The following is a 2,990-nucleotide window of genomic DNA, read 5'->3' as shown; positions in this document are numbered from 1 at the left end:
GGGGGGAGGAAGTGACCACCCCACCAGACCTCCTGACCCAGTGGGTTCTGGGCTTGCGCAGGCGGACGCTTCGGCTGAAACCTGGGTGAATGTCGGGCACGATGTGCCCGCAGGCGCTGGCAGGCCGGGCGCGCTCAGCGCGCGGTTCTGAGCCCGTCCGCAGGCGTACTTACGCAGACCGCATGTGCCCATCGCACCGGTCTGAGCCCCGCTCGGTGGCGGAACCCGCATCCACCACACCGTCTGCGCTCAGCCACCAGGACGGGACACCCACGCCGCGCGGGCGGCGGTCCCTGGCCGACCCCCGCTCACTCGCCGGGACGGACCAGGCCGGTCTCGTAGGCGAAGACGATCGCCTGGGCGCGGTCACGCAGCCCCAGCTTCATCAGCACCCGCCCCACATGCGTCTTGACCGTCTGCTCCGCCACGAACAGCTTTCCCGCGATCTCCTGATTCGACAGCGCCTGGGCGACCAGCGTGAGCACCTCGGTCTCCCGCTCGGTCAGCTCGCCCAGCCGCCGCCCCGCCGCCGGACGCGGCCGCCCGAGCCTGGCGAACTCGTGGATCAACCGCTTGGTCACCGCCGGGGCGATGAGGGCGTCCCCGGCCGCGACCACCCGCACCGCTTCGGCGAGCTGCGCGGCGGAGGCGTCCTTCAGCAGGAACCCGCTGGCCCCGGCCCGCAGCGCCTCATAGACGTAGTCGTCGAGGTCGAACGTCGTCAGGATCAGCACCTTCGTCGAGGACGGGCGCGACAGGAGCTCCCGGGTGGCCTCCAGCCCGTTCATGACCGGCATCCGCACGTCCATCAGCACCACGTCGGGGTTCAGCGCCGCGGCCTGCGCCACCGCCTCCTGCCCGTTGGCCGCCTCACCGACGACCTCGATGTCCTGCTGCGCGCTGAGGAACGCGGTGAACCCCGTACGCACCATCCCCTGGTCGTCGGCGATCAGAACCCGGATCAACCGCTCTCCCTTCCCACGCTCACGCACCCTCCAGAGAACGGGTGGCCCCGTTCGCCTGGGACACGTTCGCCCTGGACATGTCGCTCCGGACACGTTCGTCTTGGACACCTTCGCCCCCGGACACCTTCGTAGGCTCCTCCTCCCGCTTAACCGCCCCCTCCAGGCAACCCGCTCGCTCCTCGGAGGCTCTCATCCAGCACCTTCGCGCCCCTCTGGCAGCTCGTCCGCGTGGCTCATAAGGCCGCGCGTTCCTGGAGCGGGAGCGTCACCCGTACCTCGAAACCTCCGCCGGGCTGCGGCCCGGTCTCGATCGTGCCACCGAGCAGCGCCGCCCGCTCGCGCATGCCCACCAGCCCTTGCCCGGCGCCTTTCGCCGCGCCCGGCCCTGTACCTGGCCCATTGGCGATGCGCAGCCGCAGCTCCTGCGGACCCTGCCCGAGGACTCCGGCGCCGTCTGTCGGGAGGCCCCTCGCGCTGCCTGTCGGGAGGCCCCCTGCGCCGACCGCTGGGGGAGACGCCGCGTCCTTAGCCGCTGAAAGGCCCCCCGAAATCCGCCCACCGGCCGGTGGAAGACCTCCTGCGCCCCCGGCCGTAGGGAGACCTGCCGCGTCGGCCGTAGGGAGGCCCGCAGCGTCGGCAGCTGGGAGACCTCCTGCGCCCCCGTCCGTTCGGAGGTTCGCTGGGCCGGCCGTTGGGGGAGATCCTGCGCCCCCGTCCGTTCGGAGGTTCGCCGCGCCGGACGTCGGGGGAGATCCTGCGCCCCCGGCCGTTCGGAGATCCGATGCGCCGGCCCTTGGGGGAGATCCCGCTCCTCCAGCCGCTGGGAGGCCCGCCGTGCCACCCGCGGTGAGCTCCACCGCGACGGTCGCGCCCGGCGCGTGGCGCATCGCGTTGCTCAGCGACTCCTGCACGATCCGGTACGCCGACAGCCCCACCGTGGACGGCACCTGTTCGAGCGGCCCTGACCGCTTGACCACCACGGCCAGCCCGGCGGCGCGGGCGTTGGAGATCAGCTCGTCCACCCGGTCAAGACCTGGCTGCGGCGCGGTGTCGGTGCGGCCCTCTTCGTCCCGCAGGACGCCCAGCACCTGGCGCAGCTCCGCGATCGCCTCAAGCGACAGCCCGCGGATCTCCGCCAGCCCCGCCTCCAGCACCGCAGGATCTCCCGCCGCCCTCAGCGGCACCGCCTCCGCCTGGATCGCGATCACCGACATGTGATGCGCGACCACGTCGTGCAGCTCGCGGGCGATCCGGGTGCGCTCTTCCAGCACGGCCTGCGCGCTCTCGGCCACCTTGGATCGGCGCTCCTCCGCCACCAGCCTGGCCGTCGCGGTGCGCCGCACCCGTACGTTGTAGCCGAACAGCACGGCGACCGACACGATGATGGTCACCAGCGCCATCGAGTTGGGGTGGATGATCCAACCGGCGAGGACCGTGACGAACCACACGCCCAGCGTGATCCGCCTGTCGCAGCGGACGGCCACGGAATAGAGGACCAGCAGGTACATCAGGACCATGGGCGCTGCATAGGGCGGCTGGCTGCCGTCAAGCGTGGCGGTCACCCAGAGAACGACGGGCAGCAGCACGGCGGCGACCCGCCAGGCAGCCAGCGGCCAGCGGTCGCGCAGGGCGACGGGAAGGGAGACGCCGAACGCGGCCAGGTAGAGGAACAGGTCCGAGACCGGCGACGGGCTCTCCCGGGCGATCGCGGCCTGGAGGTTCCAGCCCAGGACCATGGAGAGCGTGAGGCCGAACAGGACGAAGGCCAGGACGAGGTCGGCCAGCTGGACCAGGCTGACGGTCCGGGCCGGCAGCACCCCGAGCCAGCCTGGCACCGGGAACGTCAGCCGCCTGGCGGAAGGCGGCGGATCGGCGTCACCCCGGAACAACGCCAGCGCGCCCGGCTCCGCGACCATCCGCGTGATTCGGCGGATCACGCCCGGCCCTTCGCCGGATTTCTCACCGGATTTCCGCATAACCCTGCCCGATCCCGGTCCGACCCCTCACCCGCTCCTTCACCTGGCC

The 2,990-nt window shown here is 72.0% G+C and carries 2 protein-coding genes; both read right to left on the bottom strand.

What is annotated here, in order from left to right; translation table 11 throughout:
• Nucleotides 1-308: 308 nt before the first annotated feature.
• Nucleotides 309-965 (bottom strand): response regulator, encoded by a 657-nt coding sequence (locus ETD85_RS61275; protein ID WP_138698937.1) that lies wholly within the window; start codon nucleotides 963-965, stop codon nucleotides 309-311.
• Nucleotides 966-1,198: 233 nt separating this feature from the next.
• On the bottom strand, nucleotides 1,199-2,902 hold the full coding sequence (locus ETD85_RS67170; RefSeq protein ID WP_138698936.1) for a sensor histidine kinase: 1,704 nt from the start codon (nucleotides 2,900-2,902) through the stop codon (nucleotides 1,199-1,201).
• Nucleotides 2,903-2,990 lie beyond the last annotated feature (88 nt).

It is taken from the genome of Nonomuraea zeae (assembly GCF_005889725.1).
GTDB lineage: Bacteria > Actinomycetota > Actinomycetes > Streptosporangiales > Streptosporangiaceae > Nonomuraea > Nonomuraea zeae.
The sequence above is the reverse complement of the archived record's forward strand: the minus strand, read 5'-3'. Positions and strand labels throughout refer to the sequence as shown.